The organism is Phocaeicola faecicola (genome assembly GCF_013618865.1).
Taxonomy (GTDB): Bacteria; Bacteroidota; Bacteroidia; order Bacteroidales; family Bacteroidaceae; genus Phocaeicola; species Phocaeicola faecicola.
Window position 1 is genome coordinate 1 of sequence record NZ_JABSOE010000177.1, and the last position, 507, is coordinate 507.

Here is a 507-nt window from a genome sequence, read left to right on the forward strand (position 1 = left end):
AAGAGGTTCTTCATCACAAATCTTCTTATCATGGACATGACCTTCGTATGTAGAACTCAGCCATACAATCCTAAGATTGTTGGTACACAACAGGTTATTCTTTATGCTATGAGTTTTTTTTACCACTATAGCATGCAGACTGCCTGTCTTCATCCAAAGGGCGTTGAATAGGTCGCTCGGTTCCGTCCAGCAAGACTTCTTCGCATCCTTGAAGGATGTGTATCAGACGTTTGGAGTTACGGTCGGGTAATTCACCAAGCGTTTTCAATGTACGACGGAGAATCTCAGAAAGAAGGTGAATCCACCTGTTGGCCTGGGGCTGGGTCATCTCAAACTGAATGGCATGGAGTTCCTGAAGGGGATTGGTCTTCAGATATACCAATATGAAGAACATTTTGTCCTGAATCAGAGGCAACACACTGGTCTTCCTGTTGTAAGATATACGTTGACGCACTTTGCCTTCCAAAGTGAAATGGCTGTAATATTCATCCCAATGGTACTTGAAAG

At 43.4% G+C, this 507-nt stretch carries 2 protein-coding genes; both read right to left on the reverse strand.

The genetic code is table 11. The features are described from left to right. The coding region (locus tag H3001_RS19840) for a transposase family protein (protein ID WP_219915903.1) at positions 1-153 on the reverse strand (153 nt) is incomplete at its 3' end. Then, on the reverse strand, positions 107-507 hold a 401-nt coding region (locus tag H3001_RS19245; RefSeq protein WP_181215810.1), incomplete at its 5' end, for a helix-turn-helix domain-containing protein. The genes H3001_RS19840 and H3001_RS19245, both read right to left, overlap by 47 nt.